Source organism: Pseudomonas sp. StFLB209 (assembly GCF_000829415.1).
GTDB lineage: Bacteria > Pseudomonadota > Gammaproteobacteria > Pseudomonadales > Pseudomonadaceae > Aquipseudomonas.
On the sequence record NZ_AP014637.1, the window covers coordinates 6,255,693 to 6,269,894 of the forward strand.

The 14,202-nt window shown below is 61.1% G+C and carries 13 protein-coding genes; 3 read left to right on the plus strand and 10 right to left on the minus strand.

From position 1 onward, the window contains the following. Positions 1–21: 21 nt before the first annotated feature. Together PSCI_RS27745 and PSCI_RS27750 are read left to right on the plus strand one after the other, a co-directional pair. Complete coding sequence (locus tag PSCI_RS27745) at positions 22–1,263, plus strand: exonuclease SbcCD subunit D C-terminal domain-containing protein (protein ID WP_045493438.1); 1,242 nt, start codon at positions 22–24, stop codon at positions 1,261–1,263. Further along, positions 1,260–4,904, plus strand: a complete 3,645-nt coding sequence (locus tag PSCI_RS27750; RefSeq protein WP_045493440.1) for an AAA family ATPase — start codon at positions 1,260–1,262, stop codon at positions 4,902–4,904. Before PSCI_RS27745 ends, PSCI_RS27750 begins: the two co-directional genes overlap by 4 nt. A 6-nt stretch (positions 4,905–4,910) precedes the next feature. On the opposite strand, the gene PSCI_RS27755 is transcribed toward PSCI_RS27750, so the two are convergent. The 4 genes from PSCI_RS27755 to PSCI_RS27770 all read right to left on the minus strand — a co-directional run bounded on the left by PSCI_RS27755 (position 4,911) and on the right by PSCI_RS27770 (position 7,510). Then, positions 4,911–5,105 (minus strand): hypothetical protein, encoded by a 195-nt coding sequence (locus PSCI_RS27755; RefSeq protein ID WP_045493442.1) that lies wholly within the window; start codon positions 5,103–5,105, stop codon positions 4,911–4,913. 300 nt (positions 5,106–5,405) lie between these two features. After that, positions 5,406–5,594 (minus strand): hypothetical protein, encoded by a 189-nt coding sequence (locus tag PSCI_RS27760; RefSeq protein ID WP_045493444.1) that lies wholly within the window; start codon positions 5,592–5,594, stop codon positions 5,406–5,408. Positions 5,595–5,715: 121 nt separating this feature from the next. Continuing rightward, entirely contained in the window at positions 5,716–6,891 is a 1,176-nt protein-coding gene (locus tag PSCI_RS27765; RefSeq protein WP_045493446.1) for a lactonase family protein, read from the minus strand. Between the two features lie 73 nt (positions 6,892–6,964). After that, positions 6,965–7,510 (minus strand): hypothetical protein, encoded by a 546-nt coding sequence (locus PSCI_RS27770; RefSeq protein ID WP_144403354.1) that lies wholly within the window; start codon positions 7,508–7,510, stop codon positions 6,965–6,967. On the opposite strand from PSCI_RS27770, the gene PSCI_RS30030 reads away from it, so the two are divergent. Next, on the plus strand, positions 7,509–7,631 hold the full coding sequence (locus PSCI_RS30030; RefSeq protein ID WP_257106902.1) for a hypothetical protein: 123 nt from the start codon (positions 7,509–7,511) through the stop codon (positions 7,629–7,631). The two genes, PSCI_RS27770 and PSCI_RS30030, sit on opposite strands and share 2 nt — an antisense overlap. 114 nt (positions 7,632–7,745) lie before the next feature. On the opposite strand, the gene PSCI_RS27775 is transcribed toward PSCI_RS30030, so the two are convergent. The 6 genes from PSCI_RS27775 to PSCI_RS27800 all read right to left on the minus strand — a co-directional run bounded on the left by PSCI_RS27775 (position 7,746) and on the right by PSCI_RS27800 (position 14,192). Beyond that, positions 7,746–8,024 carry a DUF5629 family protein gene (locus PSCI_RS27775; RefSeq protein ID WP_045493451.1) on the minus strand — a complete coding sequence of 93 codons (279 nt, stop codon included), beginning with the start codon at positions 8,022–8,024 and terminating at the stop codon, positions 7,746–7,748. 67 nt (positions 8,025–8,091) lie between these two features. Then, positions 8,092–10,485, minus strand: coding sequence for an efflux RND transporter permease subunit (locus tag PSCI_RS27780; RefSeq protein WP_045493453.1), 2,394 nt, complete (start codon positions 10,483–10,485; stop codon positions 8,092–8,094). Positions 10,486–10,502: 17 nt separating this feature from the next. Continuing rightward, positions 10,503–11,495 carry a WD40/YVTN/BNR-like repeat-containing protein gene (locus tag PSCI_RS27785; protein ID WP_045493455.1) on the minus strand — a complete coding sequence of 331 codons (993 nt, stop codon included), beginning with the start codon at positions 11,493–11,495 and terminating at the stop codon, positions 10,503–10,505. Between the two features lie 360 nt (positions 11,496–11,855). Further along, entirely contained in the window at positions 11,856–13,013 is a 1,158-nt protein-coding gene (locus PSCI_RS27790) for a glutathionylspermidine synthase family protein (protein WP_045493456.1), read from the minus strand. Positions 13,014–13,025: 12 nt separating this feature from the next. Further along, entirely contained in the window at positions 13,026–13,751 is a 726-nt protein-coding gene (locus PSCI_RS27795) for a DUF1190 domain-containing protein (RefSeq protein ID WP_045493458.1), read from the minus strand. Between the two features lie 15 nt (positions 13,752–13,766). Then, complete coding sequence (locus PSCI_RS27800; RefSeq protein ID WP_045493460.1) at positions 13,767–14,192, minus strand: DUF350 domain-containing protein; 426 nt, start codon at positions 14,190–14,192, stop codon at positions 13,767–13,769. Positions 14,193–14,202: the final 10 nt, after the last annotated feature.

Consider the following 14,202-nt stretch of genomic DNA (forward strand, 5'->3'; position numbering starts at 1 on the left):
GTTCAATCACAAGGTAATGCAATGCGTCTGTTTCACACCTCCGACTGGCATTTGGGTCAGCACCTGCATGGTCAGGAACGCGATTTCGAGCATCAGGCTTTTCTGGGCTGGCTGTTGGCCCGACTGGCCGAGCGGCGACCCGACGTGCTGCTGATCGCTGGCGATATCTTCGATACAGTCAACCCGCCGGTCAGTGCCCAGGAGCGCCTGTACGAATTCATCGTCGACGCCCATGAGCAGCAGCCACACCTGACCATCGTGATGATTGCCGGCAACCACGACTCCGGCTCGCGTATCGAACTGCCCGCGCCGTTGATGCGCCGCCTGCGTACCCACGCGCTGGGGCGGGTGCTGTGGCTCGATGACGGCAGCCTGGATGCCGAGCGCCTGTTGCTGCCATTGCCCGATGCCAGTGGCTCGGTGCGGGGCTGGTGCCTGGCGTTGCCGTTCCTGCGCCCGGCGGAAGTCACTGGCGCGCAGGCGGGCGATAACTACCTGCACGGCATTGCCCAGGTGCATCGCCTGCTGATCGACGCCGCGCAACGCAAACGCGAGCCCGGCCAGGCACTGATCGCCATCAGCCATGCGCACATGGCCGGCGGCAGCGTGTCCGAAGACTCCGAACGCAGCCTGATCATCGGCAACGCCGAAGCCCTGCCAGCAGCCCTGTTCGGCCCGGAAATCACCTACGTGGCGCTTGGGCACCTGCATAAGCCACAGCAGGTCAACGGCGAGACACGCATCCGCTACAGCGGCTCGCCGATTCCGCTGTCATTCTCAGAGATTGGCTACAAGCACCAGATACTGGAAATCACCTGCGAGGGTGAACAACTGGTGAGCGTCGAACCGCTGCTGATTCCACGTGCCGTGCCCCTGCAACGCCTCGGTCCGGCGCTGCTCGACGACCTGTTGGTACAGCTCGGCGCACTGCCACAGGTCGACTTGCTTGATGAACCCCATCGCCAGCCATGGCTGGAGGTCCGGGTGCGTCTCGACCAGCCGCAGCCAGACCTGCGCAACCGTATCGAGGCGGCACTGCAAGGCAAGGCTGTACGCCTGGTACGCATCGCCGCCGAATATGCCGGGCGCAACGGCGACGCTGAAGACGCTGCCGCCAGCGAGCTGATCGACCTCGAACAGCTCACCCCCCATGAACTGTTCCGGCGGGCCTGGCAGGACAACTACGGTAATGAGGTCGACGACCAGACCCTCGATGATTTCGCCACGCTGCTGCGTGAAGTGCAGCAGGAGGCCGAACAATGAAGATTCTTGCCATCCGCCTGAAGAACCTGGCATCGCTGGCCGGCCCGTTCGAGGTCGACTTCAGCGCAGAACCGCTGGCCAGCGCCGGATTGTTCGCCATCACCGGCCCGACCGGAGCCGGCAAGAGCACCCTGCTCGACGCCCTGTGCCTGGCACTGTTCGGCGCCGTGCCACGTCTGAGCCGGGTCGGCCAGTCCAAGGTGCCGGACATCGACGGTGAGATCACCACCAGCGACCCGCGCACCCTGCTGCGCCGTGGGACCGGCAGCGGTTATGCCGAAGTGGACTTCATCGGCATTGATCAGCGCCGCTACCGTGCCCGTTGGGAGACCAATCGCGCCCGCGACAATGCCAGCAAAAAACTGCAGGCCAGCCGGCAGATCCTGACTGATCTGGACAGCGAGCAGGTGCTCAGCAATCAGAGCAAACGCGAGTTCGAGCAACTGGTCGAACAACGCCTGGGCCTGAATTTCGAGCAGTTCACCCGTGCCGTGATGCTCGCCCAGAGCGAATTCAGCGCCTTTCTCAAAGCCGACGACAAAGAACGCAGCGAACTGCTGGAAAAACTCACCAATACGGCCATTTACAGCCAACTGGGCAAGCGCGCCTGGCTCAAGGCCAGCGACGCAAAAAAAGCGCTGGAAGACCTCAACCTGCTGGCCAGCGGCGTGGCCCCCATGCCCGCCCAGGCCCGTGCCGAGCTGGATGAGCAGTTGAGCCTGGCCCAGCAGCAGCTCAAGCTCGCCCAGCAGCGCCTGCGCGAGCTGGAACAGCAACAGCAGTGGTTCGGCCAGTTACAACGGCTGGGCGCAGAGACCCAGGCCACTCGTCACAGCCTGGCCTGCGCCGAGCAAGACTGGCAGGATCAAGCCGGCGAGCGAGACAAGCTCGGCCAACTGGAGCGCCTCGCACCGCAACGCCATCGCTTTGTCCGACGCGCCAGCCTGGATGCGCAACGGGCACCGTTGGCGCAGCACATCGCCCGGCAACAGGCCCGCCACGGCGAACTGAGCGCCGCCCACCAGCAGTTGCAAGCCAGCCGCGACATGGCCCACACCACACTGCTTGCAGCCCAGCAACAGGCCAGCGAGTCACGAAGCCGGCTGCAACACGCCTTCGACACCCAAAACACCCTGAGTCATCAGGCCGACGCGCTGAGCAAAACCCGCGCCAGCCAGCAACAACATGAACACGACTGCCAACAGGCTCAGCAGCAACTGGACAGTTTGCTCGCCCAACAGCAACACGTCGCACAACGCCTGGCCGACATCACCGCGCAGCTCGACAACAGCAGTGCACTGGCGCCCCTGACCCAGGCCTGGAGTGCCTGGCAAGGCCGGCTCAAGTCACTGACCCTGACCGCCAATCGCTGGCGCCACGGGCAACAGGAACTGCCGGCCCTGACCCGGCGTGCCAGCGACGCCGAACAGCAACTGGCCGAACAGCGCAACGCCCTGGAACTGCTGTACCGCGAAGCCGACTGCGAAGTCTCGGCGGTAACCGAACAGCTGCAATTGCTCGGCGGCCTGCTGCAAGACAACCGCAAGCAACAGCGTGCCAGCGAAGAACTTGAGCGGCTGTGGACCAGCCACCAGCAATTGGAGCAACAACGCCAAGGCATCACTGACCAGTTGCATAAAGCCGGCCAAGAGCGCGAACAACTGGCCGCCGATGGCAGTGCGGTCAACGAGCAGCTCAAAGTCGCCGAACAAACCCTCAGCGTCACCCGCGAACTGCTGGAGCGCCAGCGCCTGGTGCGCAGCGCCGGGGTCGATGCGCTGCGCAACCAGTTGCAGGACGAGCAGCCTTGCCCGGTGTGCGGCAGCATCGAGCACCCTTGGCACCAACCCGAAGCGCTGTTGCAGGGGCTGGCCGAACACGATGAAAGCGAACAGGCCGGCGCCGAAAAGGCCGTCGAAGAGCTCAAGGAACGCCGCAGCCTGCTGCGCGAGCAATACGCGGTGCTTACCTCACGCATGAAAGACCTGCTGGGTCAGCAGGATCAGTTGCAAAGCCAGCAGCAAGCATTGGCAAAGCCGTTGCAGGAGCATCCTCAGGCAGCCGCCCTGCATGCAATTAACGAGGCAGAACGCGCGGCCTGGCTGCAACGCCAACAGCAGCAGCTCACCCAGGTCATTGAGCAGGACGAGCAGCGCCAGCAGGCGCTGCTCAAGCTGCAACAGGACGCCGGCCGGCTGCAGCAACAACTGCAAGAAGCCCAGCAAGCCAGCCAGAACGCCAACGCCCAGATTGAAGAGCAGCAACGTCAACTCAATAGCGACCATGCGCGTCTTGAAGAAGAACTTGGCGCATTGCAGCCGATACTGCCAAGCGACTGGCTTGAGGCACTGCGCAACGAGACCTCGGCCAGTGTCATGCGGCTGGAGCAGCAAGTCGTTGAACGCCTGGCGCTGCTTGAGCAGCAACAGGAGCAACAGCAGGAGCAGGCTGAGCGACACAAGCGCGTTGAACAGCAACAACTTGAACTCACCGCTCGCCAGCAACGTCAGGCTGAACTGCAACAACAGGTGCAAAGCCTCAGCGAACAACAGCAGGCCAGCCAGACGCTATTGGGCGAACTGCTTGGTGGCCATGCCAGCGCCGAACAATGGCAGCAAACGCTGGAACAGTCGATTGAACAGGCCCGCGCAGCCGAGCAACTGGCCGCCCAGGGGCTACAGGACAACCAGGCGCAGAGCATCCAGCTGGCCGCCGAACTCAAGGCCAGCGAACAACAGCAGCAGGCGTTGCAGGATGAGGCCGCCGGACTCGATGAGCAGATCAGCGCCTGGCGCAACAGCCATGCGCAACTGGACGATGCGACCCTCAATGCCTTACTGGAAGTCGACGACGCGCAGCTTGAAGAACTGCGTCAGCGCTTGCAGGCCGCCGAGAAAGCGCTGGAGCAGAACCGGGTCCTGCTGCACGAACGCGAACAGCGCCTGAGCGAACATCAGGCCCACTTTCCAGAGCTTACCGACGGCGCCGGGCTGGAACAGGCCGCACAGCAAAGCCGCGAGCAGTGCGCAGTGACCGAACAACAATGCGCTGATCTGCGTGCGCAGGTCAGCGAGGACCAGCGCCGCCAGCAAGCCAATGGTGAGCTGCAGGCGCGTATCGAGCAGGCTACGGCCGAACGCCTGCGCTGGGGCCGCCTGGCAGAATTGATTGGTTCAGCCGAAGGCGACCGTTTCCGCAAGATCGCTCAGGCTTACAACCTCGACCTGCTGGTCCATCACGCCAATGCCCAATTGCGCCAACTGGTGCGCCGCTACCGGCTCAAGCGTGGCGGCAGCCTGTTGGGCCTGCTGGTGATGGACACTGAAATGGGCGACGAACTGCGTTCGGTGCATTCACTGTCAGGCGGCGAAACCTTCCTGGTGTCGCTGGCCCTGGCGCTGGGCCTGGCCTCGATGGCCTCCAGCACCTTGCGCATTGAATCGCTGTTCATCGACGAAGGCTTCGGCAGTCTCGACCCTGAGTCACTGCAACTGGCCATGGACGCCCTCGACGGCCTGCAAGCTCAGGGGCGCAAGGTCGGGGTGATTTCCCACGTCCAGGAAATGCACGAGCGCATTGCCGTGCAGATTCGTGTCCGCCGCCAGGGTAACGGCCAAAGCACCCTGGAAGTGGGCGGCTGAGCAGGGTCAGGACGCGTGCTGAGGCAGCGGTTGTCCGGTGGCGGCGCTGTGCACGGCCACCGGCGCCTGAGCACTGCTGACCTGAGCGGCATTGATTTGCGGATTCATGCTGGTCACGGTCACCACGGCAATGAACACCACATACAGGGCAATGGCGATATACGCGCCCTGCTTGATCGAATGAAGTATGGCTGTGGCCATCGGTTTTGCTCCATCACGGGTTTCAGAACACTAGCATTACTGAAAACCGGGTCCATGAAAAAACATACCTCTATATATCAGGCATCAATGGTATTGATGCTTGCAGCCGCTGAAAGTTGAAGTTTTTTTACTGGCCAAAAACACCAATCCCCGTGAGCGCAATACTCACGGGGATCGTGCAGATACAAGGGCTTTCGCGAGCAGGCTTGCCGCCGGGTCTGCGTTGCCTAGCGCACGTTGGCTAGAGGTCGTCAGCTCGGGGTTGGCAAACAGGCTCGCGAAAGCCTCATGAAACTCGCGTCACTGGCCGGTCTTGTGATCCAGCGCAGCATAGAAGTTGGCGCTCTGTTGCAGGTACTGCGGGGTATAGCTCTGGCTTTGGGCAACATGCAGTTTGTTTTCGGTCACTTCAGTGTTGGCGCTGGCAGGCAGAGCGGCAGTGGCAGAAATGGCGGATGCGGCAATGATCGAGAAGAGATTGAAGTTCATGATGCAAATCCTCGGAAGTGGTTTGGGTTCCGGGCCGTGAGGCCATGGATCAAACTTACTCCTGAGGATCGCGGGGAAAAAATCCTTTCTGGCACTAGCCTTTATCACTGCGATTAATAGTTCATTGTGCCGACGGCAAAAACAGCAGTGCCGACGGCGCCGGCATGTCCAGCGCCTGCACCACATCACCCAACCGCCCGCTCTGCGGGTCACGCTTGAGGGTCACGATCTGGTTGCTCTTCTGGTTGGCGATCAGCAAGAACCTGCCGCTGGGGTCAATGCTGAACTCCCGCGGTTCACGGCCCTGTACGGAACGGCGCTGGAGCTCCTTGAGTGCCCCACTGGCCGGATCGATGCTGAACACCAGCAGTTCGTTGGCATCGCCACGGTTGGCCACGTAGAGAAAACGGCCATCAGCAGAGGCATGCAAGCCGCTGGCGCCGACCGCCTGGTGCTTGCCGGGCTGTTTGAGATCAACCAGTTGAGTCTGCCGGAACCGACCATTGTGATAGTCGAACACCGCGACCTGAGCGGTCATTTCCAGAGTCAGCCAGGCGTGCTTGCCATTGTCACTGAACAACAGATGCCGTGGGCCACTGCCCTTGGGCAGGCTTACCGTGGCCGCCTGGAACGGCTGCAATGGCTGCCCGAGTTGCGCGTCGTAGTGGTAGACAAACAGCTTGTCAGCCCCCAGGTCCGCTGCCACTACGTACTTGCCATCCGGAGTCGGCAGCACCCCATGCACATGTGAAGAACTCTGGCGTTCGGCATTGACCTTGCTGGGCGGGTTGGGCCCAAGCACCTGCACCGCATCACCCAGGCGGCCAGCGCTGTCGACTGGCAAAACGGCCAGCGCCCCGCCTGGCCTGGCCTGCACCGCATAGTTGGCCACCAGCAGATAACGCTGATCAGGTGTGAGGCTTGAATGAGTCGGCTCATCGCTCTGGCTGGCGACCTGATTGATCAGGCGCAATTCGTGGGTCTGCGGGTCAATCGCATAACTACTGACCTTGCCCTGAGTGTCTGCTTGTCCCGGACCGTTTTCATTGACCACGAACAGATAACCGGCTTCGCGCGACAGGGTCAGCCAGGACGGATTTTCACTCACCACCACTTGCCGTGGCTGGGTGTCGATCAAGCCGGTCTGACTGTTAAAGCCCATCCGGTAAAGCCCCTGGCTGTCACCCTGGGTATAGGTGCCCACCAACAGATCGAGGTCGGCGTTGTCCTGAGCATGAGCGGGCAAAACACTGAAGATGCTGGCAAGCACCAGCCAGGGCAGCAATGGGCGGGACATGACGGCCTCCTTTGAGCACTCTTGGAAATTGTTATTCGCGCTTGATTCAGGACACCGCCTTTACTGCAAAGGTTCAGCTTTCTGGCTGGCGCAGATCTTTGGCACCGCCGTCCTCTAACGCCAACGGCATGACTGCCAGGCTTGGAATCAGAGACTCTGCCCATTGCCGGTAGTCAGGTCCGAACTGGCGAATCTGGGCCAGCGGATCCAGTGAAATGCCGGCCAGCAGCAGGGCCACGATCAAATGGCCGAGTGAGAAGGGTCGGCCGGTGGGTTTAAGACTGCGTCTGATCACTGGCAGCAACAGCAGCAGACCAATCAGAAACCAGATCAACAGACGCGGCAGCAGTTGCTGACGATCCAGGCCGACTTCCCATAGTGCCCCGACGGTCCCCAGCGACAGGCATAACGTGAACAGCCACACCGCCATGTGCACAACCAGCATCAGCGACAGGCCGCACAGGGCAAAGCCGAGCCCGGAAAGGACGTAATAGTAGGAACCGCCCAGACTGACCAGCTTCAAGCCGGCACTGAATTTGACCAGGCCGAGCACCAGCAGCCCGGCGCCGAAAAAAGTTGGCAATAGCCGAGCACGACTCAACGCGCCTTGAGTAGACATGGAAATCTCCCTGATGAATGCTTCGCTCGCTTCCGTGGAGCGGATGACTGGCAATGGCCAGCAATTTGAAGGTCGTTACCCCGCAAGCGGAGCAAGAAAAGGCAAGCACATCCTTGTGTAGTGACCGATGCGCAAGCACCGGCACCCTACCATCCCGATGCCGGCCTCTGATTCAGAGGGCCGACACGCGCCTGCGAAGTTTAACGGCTGGCGCGCTCTAAAAGACTGATCTGGATCAATCCAGATCGGCCTCGTCATCATCGTTTGCACTGACGGCATCCATGCAGACGATCCGGTGATCCGCCTCACCGTCGTTGATCACCCAGCTCTGCAGGGATTCATCGAACGCGGCGGCCTGTACCTGCGCTGCGCTGAACGACCAGACCTTACGCGCCCGGCCGTCCATGCATTCGACTTGCAGGCCATCATCCAGGCTGAATTCCCAGGCATGCAGACCGTCGATTTCGAGCATGGTGGTGGTTTGCAGGGCTTGCAGGAAGGAAGTAGTAGTCATGTTCAGTCAGGTACCTGGGAAAAACGCCAATGATAGGGCAAAGCTCTGCGCCTTGCCCTGCCGCGTTTCAATGAGAAAACAACGAATGCCCCACCTGCCCGGCCATTTTCTCGGGTTTGATCAGAAAGCGTGCCAGTGCCGGCAACAGCCACAAGGCGCCGAACATGTTCCACAGCAGCATGAAGGTCAGCATCAGGCCCATGTCGGCCTGGAACTTGATGGCCGAGAAGATCCAGGTGCAGACACCAATCGCCAGGCACAGACCGGTGAACAGCACCGCCTTGCCGGTGGACTTGAGCGTCTGGTAATACGCCTCCTGCAACGGCAGGCCGGCGCGCAGGAAGCTTTCCAGACGGCTGTAGATGTAAATGCCGTAATCGACACCGATGCCCACCCCGAGGGCGATCACCGGCAGCGTCGCCACCTTCACGCCGATGCCCAGCAAGGCCATCAGCGCGTTACCCAGTACCGAGGTCAGCACCAGCGGCAAGACAATGCACAGGGTCGCAGCCCAGGAGCGGAAGGTGATCATGCACATGCCTGCCACACACAGGTAGACCAGCACCAGGATCAACAGCTCGGACTCTTTGATCACCTGGTTGGTCGCGGCCTCAATCCCGGCGTTACCGGCCGCCAGCAGAAATTGCAGATCGGGGCTGTTGTGTTGCGCAGCAAACTCCTCGACCGCCTTGACCGCCCGATCCAGGGTTTCGGCCTTGTGGTCGTTGAGGAAGATCATCAGTGGCGCCAGCGAGCAGTCGGTGTTGTACAGCCCTTCGGCACGGGCGATGGAGCTGTTGAGCACATCCTTGTTACGCGACAGGGTTTCCCACTTCAGGCTGCCTTCGTTCATGCCTTTGATCACCTGGCGTGAAACGTTGACCAGGGAAACCGTCGATTGCACGCCAGGGGTGTTGTCCATTTTCCAGGCCAGCTCACTGATCGCCGACATGGTCGAATACGCCGAGCAGCCTTCAGCCTGAGTCTTGACCATCACCACCAATACATCAGAACTGGTGGAGTAATGCTCGATGATAAAGGCATTGTCCTGGTTGTAGCGTGAGTCAGGACGCAACTCTGGAGCGCCCTGGTCAAGGTCACCGATCTTCAGGTTCTGGCTGTACCAGAGCCCGCCGCCGAAGGCCAGCAACGCCAGCACCACCGACACCGGCGCCACTTTGGGGTTGGCAAACCCCGACAGCAGGCGCCAGAACGGATGCTCGCTGACCGCGTCCTGCTTGCTGCGGGTGACCGCCCGCTTGCTGATGCCGACATAGGAAATCATCACCGGCAACAGAATCAGGTTGGTGAACACGATCACTGCCACACCGATGGACGCGCCGATGGCCAGCTCGCGGATCACGCCGATATCGATAATCAGCAGGGTAATGAAGCCCACGGCATCGGCCAGAATGGCGATCATCCCCGGCAGGAACAACTGACGGAAGGTCCGCCGTGCCGCGGTCAGGGCGTTATCGGCCTCGCTGGACTGCAAGGCAATGCCGTTGATCTTCTGTACGCCATGGGAAATGCCGATGGCAAAGATCAGGAACGGCACCAGCATCGAGTACGGATCGATGCCGAAGCCGACCACATGCATCAGGCCCAGTTGCCAGATCACCGCGATCAGCGTGGTGCAGAGCACGGCGATGGTGCTGCGCAGGCAGCGGGTGAACCAGATCAGCAGCACCAGCGTGATGACAAAGGCGATGCCGAAGAACGCCACCACCATGAACAAGCCGTCGATCAGGTCGCCGACCTTCTTGGCGAAGCCGACGATGTGCACTTTGATCTGCGGATTCTGCGCCTGGAACTTGTCGCGGATCTTTTCTTCGAGCTGATGCGAAAACTGCTGGTAATCAAGGGTCAGCAGCACGCTCTGGTCATTGGGATCCGGATAAGCCTCCAGCAGCGGTATCTCGACGATGCTCGACCTGAAGTCGTTGGCCACCAGCCGACCGACCTGGCCAGACTTGAGCACGTTGTTGCGCAGGGTATCGAGGCTGTCCTGACCGCCATCGTAGCTCTTGGGAATCACCTCGCCGCCGGCAAAGCCTTCTTCGGTCACCTCGGTCCAGCGCACGCTGGGGCTCCACAGTGACTTCATGGCCGAGCGATCGACGCCCGGGATATAGAAGGCTTCGTCGTGAATCTGGCGCAGGGTCTCCATGTAGTCGCGCGAGAAAATGTCGCCGTCCAGCGACTCGACCGAGATGCGCACGCTATTGCCCAGATTGCCCAGGTCATTGCGGTGCGTAAGCATGTTCTGGATGAAGGGGTGCTGCAGGGGAATCATCTTCTCGAAGCTGGTCGAAGGTCGCACCTGCAAAGCCTGCCAGACCAGCACCAGGGTGGTCAGCAGACAGAGAATGATCACTGTGGGGCGATTGTTGAAGATCAACCGTTCAAGAAAGGTCGCTTGCTCGTCGGCGGGCGTGGCGCGCTGCTGAAGATCGTTCATGCATGGAGTCCTTGTGCTTATCGCTGACTGAGCGCTGCGCCATTGGCCGAGCCAAGACGTACACCGCCCTGCCCGACCAGAATCAGTTCACCGCGGGCATTGCCGGTCACCCCGGACAGGGCGATATGGTCGGCGCGGTTGAAAACCTTGAAGCTCTGCCCGTCATCACTGCTGCGCAATACGCTGCCGGCATTGCCGACCAGCACCAGCGTGCCGTCACTGAGCAGGCTGGCGCCAGCCAGGGTGGCCTGCAGCGGCCCCCGTTCGCCGGGCAGTTCGATGTGGGTCCAGGTGTCGCCAAAGTCAGTGGAACGCAGCAAATTGCCGCGCAATCCGTAGGCCAGCAGCGTCTGCGCCTGGGAGGTGCCGATGACCCCGAACAGCGAGCCGTGATAGGGACTTTCGAGTTTTTCCCAGCTCAGGCCGACATCGCGGGAACGGAACATGCCGCCGGCTTCACCGACGATGAACAGCCCGCCTTGCGCCACATGGGCGATGGCATTGAGGTGATACTGATCTTGGTTGTCCAGCCGCTCGCTGACGTCCTGCCAGTGCCGGCCACCATCGGTGGTGGTCAACAGGGCACCGTAGGCGCCGATAGCAAAGCCGGTGCTCTGGTCCTGGAACCAGACATCCAGCAGCGGCGCTTCGCGGGTCAGGTCTTCGAACTGTTTGGTCCAGCTCTGGCCGCCATCGCTGCTGGCCAGAATCTGGGCATCGTGGCCGACGGCCCAGCCATGCTGCGCGTCGACAAAATAGACGGCGGTGAGCAACTGGCGGGTCGGCACTTTGGCCTGTTGCCAGTTATGGCCCTGGTCGTCGGAGTACAGGATATGGCCGTGGTCGCCCACCGCGACCAGACGCTGACCGGCATGCACGACGTCCAGTAACAGGCTGGTCGCGGCCTTGGGCGATTCGATGGCGTAGCTGTCTGCTGCGGTTGCTGCGACGGCGGAACTGACTGCTGTGAGGCCCAATAAGGCGGCCAGGCAGACAATGGACAGATGCATGCGTCTCTCCCGGTTTTATTGTTGTGCGAGGTGGCTGGATAAACCGGCCCTGCGCTTTTTTGGAGGCGGGGCCATGCTAGGCAGTAAAGCCTGTGCCTGACAATTGTCGTGACGTTATGTTTTGTTAAGCGCTACTGGCATTGAGGCAGTCTAGGCGATGATCTGGAGAGCATGGGTCGCGGCTTTAGCCGCGAAAAGGGCGTGATCTGCGGACCGATGGAAAATCCTTTTGCGCGGTGTCTGGACTGCAGGTTTCGCCCTGCCGGGCGAACGTCCCTCCGAACGGCGCCCAAGCCGCGATTTGCGTTGTCTGTGCCATCTCGGCTCGAAGATCAAGATCAACAGCGGCTGCGCACCTTCTTAATCAATCACCACATGCGGCAAAAACCGGCTGCTGTCTTTGGTAATCAGGCTGTCGTCTTCGCGGATGCCGATCCCGGAGGCCAGGTCGCCGATGACCCAGGAGCCGATCAGGGTGTAGCTGTCGCCGAAACGCGGCAGCGGTGAGTATTGCTGGAGGATGTACGGCGCGTCGGTGTAGGGGCCGTCTTCGGCAATGGTTTCGTCGCCTGGGGTGCGGATTTCAATGTTGGCGCCTTCGCGGGAAAAGAAAGGCTTGCGCACCCAGCCTTTGGGTACCGGGCTAGCGGGGTATTGGTCGACGAACGATGGCAGCAGGTTGGGATGGCCTTCGTTGAACTGCCAGAGCAGCGGCAGGATGCCTTTGTTGCTGAGGATGGCTTTCCAGGCAGGTTCGACGAAGCGGGTGCCACTGGCGGCGATGTGCGCACCGAACGGCTCGTGGAAGATGTGCTCCCAGGCATGCAGTTTGAACAAACGCTCGATGCGGTTGCCGTGCAAATCGACGAAGCGTCCCTGTTGATCAAGGCCGATGTCCTCAATGTCGATATGCCGGGTCTCGATGCCTGCATGAGCGGCCATGCGCCGCATGAATTCAGTGGTGCCACGGTCTTCGGCCGAGCCGGACATGGCCGAAAAATAGAACGGCGCCGGTCCCCGGAACGGCTCGAAGGCCTTGATCAGGTCTTCGGCAATCGCGTTGAACTGGGTTGCCCTGGCCGGCAGCACGCCGCGTTCAATCTGCTCTTCCAGCCACAGCAATTGAAACGCCGCCGCTTCCATCAGGCTGGTGGGGGTGTCGGCGTTGATTTCATACATCTTCGCCGGCCCGTCGCCGTGGTAAGCGAAGTCGAAGCGTGCATACAGGTGCGCATGCCGCTGCTGCCAGGAGTCGCGGATCAGGTCGAAGTACGCTTGCGGGATTGCCAGTTGGCTGAGCAATGCCTCGTCATCGACCACCCGCGCCACCACATCCAGGCACATCTGGTGCAGCTCCTGGGTCGGTGCTTCAAGATCGCGGGTGACCTGCCGCTCGTTGAACTGGTAGTAGTGCCGCTCGTCCCAATAGCGCTCACCGTCGATGGTGTGAAAGTCGAAACCTTCACGTTCGGCAGTGGCGCGCCAGGCTGGGCGCTCTTCGATGCTGATCCGTTTCATCCAACAGATTCCTTAACCGCCGAAGCTGGAGCGGCTGCTGCTCTTGCCACTCCAGCCGCTGCGCGCACTGGCCTGGCTGCCGAAACCGCCACGCGACACAGTGGACGACACCGACGAGCCACTGCCAAGGCTGCGGCCCAGCGTGCTTTTACTGTAGGTCTTGTCGGTGCTGTAACGGGCCTGGGTCGAGCGGCTGAAGGTCTTGCCGCGGTCGATATGGGTATAGAGCGAAGAGTTGTAGTAACCGCCGCGATCATCGCGGCCCATGTACACCGGCTGCGCGTAATAGCGGCCACTGTTACCGAAGCCGTTGCTGAGCAGGTTGCCAATCAGCAACCCGGTAAGGAAGTTGCTGGTCGCGCCGGGGTTGGACTGGATGATCTGCTGGTTGGTCTGGTCCAGCACCTCTTTGGGCACGTTGCCGGCGAACGACAGCTCGAAACCGCCGAGTTTTGGCGAGTATTTGCCGTCGCTGCCAACCTGGCAGTAGTCCGGCACGAAATCTGCTTCGCAGGAGGCCTGGTCGTCGTAGGTCGGGGCAATGCGCCGGTGATCGGTCAACGCCTCCATGAACGAGTTGGAACAGACCTCGATCGGCACCTTGGCGTCGGTGCATTCCTGCACGGTCTTGAAGGTGGTCTTGGTGGTGAAGTTCGGCTCATCATCCGATGACCCGCAGGCACTCAGGGCCAGCGGCAAGGTACTGACCAGCACGAGCTTGACTGAACTGCGTCTCATGATCGCTCCCCCGGCTCAGTTCGACGGTGTCATGCAGGCCGCGTTGAGCATGCCGACACTGACCGCGACACTGGCGGCGTAGATGGCCGCGGCCATCTCGCCCTTGGCAATGCGTGCCGACAGGCCCTTGAGCACCAGGCTGGTGGCACCGAACGCCAGCAACTGGACCACTGCCGCAATCAACGCCCAGACCACCACGTCCAGAATATTGATGCTGTAGGCGATGACGTTACTGGCGGGCAAGGCGAAACCGATCAACGAACCGCCCAGGGCCAGGGCCGCTGCGCTGTTGTTGTCGCGGATCAGGACAAACTCTTTGTGCGGGGTCACCCGGCTGTAGATGAACTGGAACACCGCGAACAGTAGAGCGGCGACCAGAATATAGAGAATGAAGCCGAACACCGCCTGGGCATCGAGCGACATACGCAACGCGTCGAGCATGAAGATTTCC

Excerpts from the sequence above, each read along its gene's own strand:
- PSCI_RS27745 (WP_045493438.1), top strand. The coding sequence starts at position 22 with ATGCGTCTGTTTCACACCTCCGACTGGCATTTGGGTCAGCACCTGCAT.
- PSCI_RS27750 (WP_045493440.1), top strand. The coding sequence starts at position 1,260 with ATGAAGATTCTTGCCATCCGCCTGAAGAACCTGGCATCGCTGGCCGGC.
- PSCI_RS27755 (WP_045493442.1), bottom strand. The coding sequence starts at position 5,105 with ATGGCCACAGCCATACTTCATTCGATCAAGCAGGGCGCGTATATCGCC.
- PSCI_RS27760 (WP_045493444.1), bottom strand. The coding sequence starts at position 5,594 with ATGAACTTCAATCTCTTCTCGATCATTGCCGCATCCGCCATTTCTGCC.
- PSCI_RS27765 (WP_045493446.1), bottom strand. The coding sequence starts at position 6,891 with ATGTCCCGCCCATTGCTGCCCTGGCTGGTGCTTGCCAGCATCTTCAGT.
- PSCI_RS30030 (WP_257106902.1), top strand. The coding sequence starts at position 7,509 with ATGGAAATCTCCCTGATGAATGCTTCGCTCGCTTCCGTGGAGCGGATG.
- PSCI_RS27770 (WP_144403354.1), bottom strand. The coding sequence starts at position 7,510 with ATGTCTACTCAAGGCGCGTTGAGTCGTGCTCGGCTATTGCCAACTTTT.
- PSCI_RS27775 (WP_045493451.1), bottom strand. The coding sequence starts at position 8,024 with ATGACTACTACTTCCTTCCTGCAAGCCCTGCAAACCACCACCATGCTC.
- PSCI_RS27780 (WP_045493453.1), bottom strand. The coding sequence starts at position 10,485 with ATGAACGATCTTCAGCAGCGCGCCACGCCCGCCGACGAGCAAGCGACC.
- PSCI_RS27785 (WP_045493455.1), bottom strand. The coding sequence starts at position 11,495 with ATGCATCTGTCCATTGTCTGCCTGGCCGCCTTATTGGGCCTCACAGCA.
- PSCI_RS27790 (WP_045493456.1), bottom strand. The coding sequence starts at position 13,013 with ATGAAACGGATCAGCATCGAAGAGCGCCCAGCCTGGCGCGCCACTGCC.
- PSCI_RS27795 (WP_045493458.1), bottom strand. The coding sequence starts at position 13,751 with ATGAGACGCAGTTCAGTCAAGCTCGTGCTGGTCAGTACCTTGCCGCTG.
- PSCI_RS27800 (WP_045493460.1), bottom strand. The coding sequence starts at position 14,192 with ATGCTCGACGCGTTGCGTATGTCGCTCGATGCCCAGGCGGTGTTCGGC.